This is a genomic window from Bacillus thermozeamaize (assembly GCA_002159075.1).
GTDB classification, from domain to species: Bacteria; Bacillota; Bacilli; order ZCTH02-B2; family ZCTH02-B2; genus Bacillus_BB; species Bacillus_BB thermozeamaize.
In genome coordinates this window covers 1-5590 of sequence record LZRT01000114.1, presented here as the reverse complement: position 1 = coordinate 5590, position 5590 = coordinate 1, and the positions used below count along the sequence as shown (strand labels likewise).

Below are 5590 nucleotides of genomic sequence, written 5' to 3'. Positions count from 1 at the left end.
GCAGATTTCATTCTCCTCACCCTACACTGATGAATTTCCAGCTTGATTATATCGGGTGAGGGAGAATCAGGGAATTCGTGTTCAAGATTATTTCGTGTTTCTTGTTAATTTTATTTTAGCGGTTACACAGAAATGCTACATTGCGCTGGGCAAAAAGTGTCCCAATTCCCAAACCGGCTGGTATCAACGTTGTTACCGTCCGGGCGAATTGCCGGATGTCCTGCGGGATCCGTCCTGGGGCGAAGGAAGGGACGTTTACTTTTCCCTGAACAACTTCCTCCTTCCTCAAAGAACATTCAAGTGGACCAGGGACATCCGCGGGCTGTATGTGGACATCGATTACTACAAGTTGGACAGATGGAAGGCATACCGTCCGGAAGCCATGCTCGAATACATTTTCATGGAATACGTGGACGAAGGCAGGTTGCCGAAGCCGTCCTACGTCATTTTCTCCGGCACCGGACTTCAATTCGTTTACCTGGTGAATCCAGTTGCCTATCTGAACGACAAAGCATTTCGACTATGGAATAAGTTGCAGGATTACCTCATCCAAACACTGCGGGATGTGGGCGCCGATCCGGCATGCAGCGACCCGGCCCGGGTGTTCCGGCTGGCCGGCACATACAACTCGAAAACCGGCAGGAGAGTTTGCCTGGTTCAATATCTTGCCGAGCCCTATTCGATGGAAGTCCTCGCGGATGAATGGCTTCCCGAACTTGTCCCGCACGGCAAGCCCGCCGTAACTCCTCTTCAAAATCCCTCTCTCGGTCGCCAACCTTCCCGACACTCCAAATCCCGAAAACGGAAAACGAAGTTCAGCCCTCGAACCCTCCATCTTGCCCGCGCCAGCGATCTGGAAAAACTGGTTCGATTGCGACGCGGGGAAATGAAAGGCTATAGGGAAATCACGCTGTTTCTGTACCGCTACCTCATGCTGCTCCTCACAAACGATCCCCAGGAAGCCCTCGAAAAGACCCGCCGGCTTAATGAAATGTTCTCCGAACCGTTGGCCCCCAAAGAAGTGGAACAGGCCACCCGGAGCGCAGAGAAAATGTGGGAGAGTCAATCAGGATTAACGGAATATTCCATAATTCGTAGGAATCCCGATGCTTTTCAGAACATTTCTTACTTTTACAGTAACGAAAAAATCATCAAACTACTAAATATCACTTCAGAAGAGCAGCGGGAACTTGCGACGATCATCGGCCCCGAGGAGAAAAAGCGGCGGGATCGAGAGAGGAAGGAACAGCGGAGAAGGGCGGCCAACAGGCCGACACGCCTCATGAATACGTCAAGAATGGAAGAAAAAATTCGGCAGGTGCGCCAGATTCTTGAGGCTCACCCCGGCCTGTCCATCCGGCAAATCAGCAGGATGACAGGTTTTTCGAAATCATCAGTTCAACGATACCTGAAACATGCATAACGTACAGGCGGGCGGGTTTGCCCGCCTTGCACAAACCCAAGTGTCCCACTAAGTTCTTCTTAAATTAGGGGGAGTGCTTCTCCTGCCGATCAGAACCCCTCACCTGCAATTCGGCTTCTGACATGCCCGCTTTTTCCGGGTGAGATGTCCACTTTTTTTTGACGAAGATGTTCCTGTGCCTGCAAATCGGCAGGCACATGACCACTCAAACCGGGCGGATGGCCCGTCATAATGTGAACTTATTCCATGTGGATGACGATATTCTGCGAACAGGGCGTCAGACGCCCGGAAAGAGGGGGCTTTTGACCAGATTGAAGTGGTCCTATCGACCCGAAATTTGTGGTAATATTCCGCCTTGACCCGAAAAAAGTGGTCATATTCCGCCCCGGCCAACTTTGGCGCGCCAGAAATGAGTGGTCATATTCCTCATACCTCGGGACGTACGCAAGCCATTTGCTTCTTCGGAACAAGCCTACGCGGCGGGAATATGTCCAATAAAACCGGGTAAAGAATTGCAATTTGCAATAAAACAGGGGAAATGGGGGGCTAATATGTCCCAAAAAACAGGGTAAGCCGCGAAATGTCCAAAAAAATCTGGTGAAGCCCGCCTCCAATATGTCCACAAAAACCGGGCGAAACGGTGATTCGCCGGCCATTCGCCCGGAATCTTTGGACATTTCAGCCGGACAGGATATGTATTTACCCGGATTCTTTGGACATATGGTCCGGTTTCTTTGGACAAATCACTGCCATGAAAGACGTTTCGCCAGAAATTTTTGGACATATCAATTCGAACCGTGAATCTTCATGGGCCGGTTACATTATGTCCAGAAAAAAGGTAAACGCCTTAGGATTGCTGATCATTTCAATGTCCAGTCAAAAGGGACGGCCCCGCTTCAAGCGAAAGACCGGAAAAAAGCAGATCCTGATCGCTGACATAATAAAGGCCAAATAAAAGCCAAACGTAAGAGTTGCACGGTGCATCGTTCAGGCCTCAAATAAGGGGCGGTTTCCGCCATGTCCGTGCACAGACCAAAAACAGGAATCTTTCAGGCCAAAAATAAGGGGCTTTCCCATTCCGCGCATCGTTCAGGCCAAAAATAGGGGGCGTTTCAGTACCAAAAATAAGGGGTCTGAGTTGTTTAAGGCCAAAAATAAGGGGTGGATCGGATGCCTTCAGGCCAAAAATAGAGGGCAAAAACAGCAACTTATCCACAATCCGGGCGTTCAAGCCAAAAATAAGGGGTGCGCATAAGCCAAAAAAAAGGGGCGTGAAAGCAGCCTCCCGATCCTACAAGCCAAAAATAAGGGGCGAACCCCCGCCCTTTTCACTGAATATTTCCATTTCAGTAAGATTGAAACTGTAAAATCCAGGCAAAACAAGGCCCGTAACGCCCATTTTTTTGGCCTGAGACCCCCTATCTTTGGTACTGAACCCGGCTCGCCCCTTTTTTTTGGTGCTGAAACCCCTTATCTTTGGCTCATCGCCCCATATCTTTGGCTTGAAACCCCTTTTCTTTGGTCATATGCCCCCTATCTTTGGCCTTTTGTCCCTTAGTTTGAAACCCCTTATTTTTGGCAGGATTAAGCAGAGCGGACCTCCCGTTAACGTACTGATCCTGACAGAGAGCCCGAGGCCGTGCATCTTGGAAGCCGAAACGCAGACGTTGAACGGCAAACGTTGAATCGTTAGTTTACGAAGGGGCCGGGCGTGTTTAAACACGGAAGGGGCTGGGGCTGGCAACTAAGCAATACGCCCCATGCCACCTTGATTGAAAGCGACGAGACATTTCGCACTGGTCAGCGCTTTGGGTTGCGTCCGGTCCTACGGTTTACAGCGCCTACTTGGCGAAGCGCCGGGCGGGACGGAGGCTGTTACGATATGACCACTAAAACCGGGCAAAAAGAATCGAAAAGGTCCACTTTTTCCGGGTGGAACTGGAAGGAAACAGAAATCCTCGCCCGGTCTTAGTGGTAATATGCGCGGTTTGACGAGCGCATACCCGATTTGGGTGGGTTGTATTTATGGGATTCAGCCGAAATCGGTGGGCGTATCTGACCCGAAATCTGTGGTCATATTGCCCGGCCCCTGGAATATGACCAAAAAACCGGGTAAAAGGCACGCCATTTCGTCCAAAGACCATGACCCGCAAAAACCGGGTCATCCCATCATTGAATATATGCACCAAAAACTGGGCTAAGCGGTGATTCGCTCAAAATTGGGGATGACAATGAAATGTTTTTTCAGGACATATCCGTCCCTCTTTATTGGACAAATCAGGGGCAATAATCGGTTGCATTCAGTAACATGTGAGGCGGGCCACCGATGGCGCGCTTTTCAGCCAAAGCCTTCTCAAGCCATTCCTTGATGTGAGGCGGCAGGAAGGCAACGTTGCAAGCGGTGCATGCGTGAAAAGTTGATCCTGAAATGATCACTTCGATGTTGTCTTCACTGGTCCATCCCAGGTTGCCTCTCAGTTCCTCGCATTCGACTCCGCAATGGATGCATTTCACGGTGACCGCCTCCCGTATGGTCATCATCTTGATTCCTGAGCGACGCACTTGTTAAAGTTTCATTCGGAAACAAATGTTCGTATTCCGCGAAAGAGGTGATGATTCTAATGCTTTCAGACAGGGACCGCAAACTGCTCCGGATCATCGCCAACTACAGTGCCGGCCGCGGCCGTTTCCCGACGCTGAAGGAACTTCAGATCAAATCGGGCCGCTCCAGGCCCGACGTCATGGCCGGGCTGAAAGTCCTGGAGCAGGAACGATACATCGAGTTGGACGAGAACGGACAGATTCGAAACCTGCTGGAAGCATGGGAGAGGCCGGCTTTACGGCTTTGATTTTGTTGATGTTCGAGATCACTTTACCAAATTCCTGTTGAGAGCCCGAGACCGTGCATCATGGAAGCCGGGAAGTTGACGCTGGAACGCAAACGGTGCAACGTTTGTTTATGAGGGGCCCGGCCGGGCTCAAGCCAAATCTGCAGGGGGCTGGCATGTCAAAATCTTGAAAAGAGAAGAAAAAAGAGATATACTTGGCATCAGAAAGTGACTGCAGCCTTGGGAAGGGCGTTCACTTCCATTTCTTGTCTTGATGGTCGAAGATGAACTTCAGCAGCGTCAGAAGAAACGCGCTGAAGGCAGTCAATGCCAAGACAAGTTGGAAGGCGTCCATCGCATCACCTGCTTGAAGCGCAACAGCGTTGGTGATGCAACGGCCAGGCCCGGGGGTTTCGCTCCCGGGTCTTGGCTTTTTTGGCGCAAGAGGCCGGCAACCCGGGCAGGGGAGGCCGCTGTCTTTTTTCTTCGAAATTCGCAGGTTATCTCCGACGCCGGCGATTTCGGGCCGTTTCCGGCCTTTTTTCTCGCCCGGCTCGCGTGTTTCATGTGATGCGGGCGGATTCGGAGAAGCGGGGCGGGCGATTTCAGAAACGTTGATGCCCCGAACCGGGCCGCGTGAGAAAAATTGTTGCCGTAAAAATTTGAAAATGCGTTCCGGCGTCCATTAAAATAGAATCAGAAAATCTGAAAGCAAATTTCTCCAAACTTTCATTTCCCGCGTTTTTCAATTTCCTTTGACTCCTCCTGTGCTTTGACCCTCGCGGAAACTGCTTCGTTTGCCTCGATCGCCGCACATCCGTATCCCTTCTGCTTATGGCTCAGCGAGTTGAGCCGATTTTGAACAAATGGCAGGAGGGTCATCATGAGCAATTCTCCAATCGCCATCCGCACCGATTTTCCCGGCAAGTCGATCCAGGTTGAACTTTGGCAACGCAGCGATGCGCGCTTTGCCGCCTTGGTCAGGGAACGCGCCGAGATGTCCCGTCCCCAATCCTCGTACCTGCAGGCAAAGAGGATGGTGCTCCGTCAGTTCTCAAACGTTCACGTTGAATCGTTCTCGGAAAACGATACGGAGTGCACGCTGGAGTATTCCGTGCTCCTTACGGCGGCAAGCCTGGATGAAGCAAAAGATGAACTTTGCTGCATCCTGCCTTTGCTTGAAGCGGAAACGGCCCGCCTGTTTCCCCGCATCCTTTCCGCGTAAGTCCGGGATTTCCGGACGTTATGGGGCCCGTTCTGGCCCCGAGTTTCATAGTAGGAAAGGAGATTCAGAAACATGTCTGCAAAAGTGCAATTCATTCATCCAGATCATAATGAA

The 5590-nt window shown here is 51.0% G+C and carries 7 protein-coding genes; 6 read left to right on the top strand and 1 reads right to left on the bottom strand.

Annotation, left to right across the window (positions count from 1 at the left end; genetic code table 11):
• Nucleotides 1-94: 94 nt before the first annotated feature.
• The 3 genes from BAA01_00200 (at nt 95) to BAA01_00190 (ending at nt 3624) form a co-directional block, all read left to right on the top strand.
• Nucleotides 95-1423 (top strand): hypothetical protein, encoded by a 1329-nt coding sequence (locus tag BAA01_00200; protein OUM85006.1) that lies wholly within the window; start codon nt 95-97, stop codon nt 1421-1423.
• 640 nt (nt 1424-2063) lie between these two features.
• Nucleotides 2064-2378, top strand: coding sequence for a hypothetical protein (locus BAA01_00195; protein ID OUM85005.1), 315 nt, complete (start codon nt 2064-2066; stop codon nt 2376-2378).
• 1024 nt (nt 2379-3402) lie between these two features.
• On the top strand, nt 3403-3624 hold the full coding sequence (locus tag BAA01_00190) for a hypothetical protein (GenBank protein OUM85004.1): 222 nt from the start codon (nt 3403-3405) through the stop codon (nt 3622-3624).
• A gap of 76 nt (nt 3625-3700) precedes the next feature.
• On the opposite strand, the gene BAA01_00185 is transcribed toward BAA01_00190, so the two are convergent.
• Nucleotides 3701-3961: a hypothetical protein gene (locus BAA01_00185; protein ID OUM85003.1), complete on the bottom strand. Its 261-nt coding sequence runs from the start codon at nt 3959-3961 to the stop codon at nt 3701-3703.
• 83 nt (nt 3962-4044) lie between these two features.
• Between BAA01_00185 and BAA01_00180 the strand changes: the two genes are divergently transcribed.
• The 3 genes from BAA01_00180 (at nt 4045) to BAA01_00170 (ending at nt 5476) form a co-directional block, all read left to right on the top strand.
• Nucleotides 4045-4272 (top strand): hypothetical protein, encoded by a 228-nt coding sequence (locus tag BAA01_00180; GenBank protein ID OUM85002.1) that lies wholly within the window; start codon nt 4045-4047, stop codon nt 4270-4272.
• Between the two features lie 253 nt (nt 4273-4525).
• Nucleotides 4526-4822 (top strand): hypothetical protein, encoded by a 297-nt coding sequence (locus BAA01_00175; protein OUM85001.1) that lies wholly within the window; start codon nt 4526-4528, stop codon nt 4820-4822.
• A gap of 312 nt (nt 4823-5134) precedes the next feature.
• Nucleotides 5135-5476, top strand: coding sequence for a hypothetical protein (locus BAA01_00170; GenBank protein OUM85000.1), 342 nt, complete (start codon nt 5135-5137; stop codon nt 5474-5476).
• Nucleotides 5477-5590: the final 114 nt, after the last annotated feature.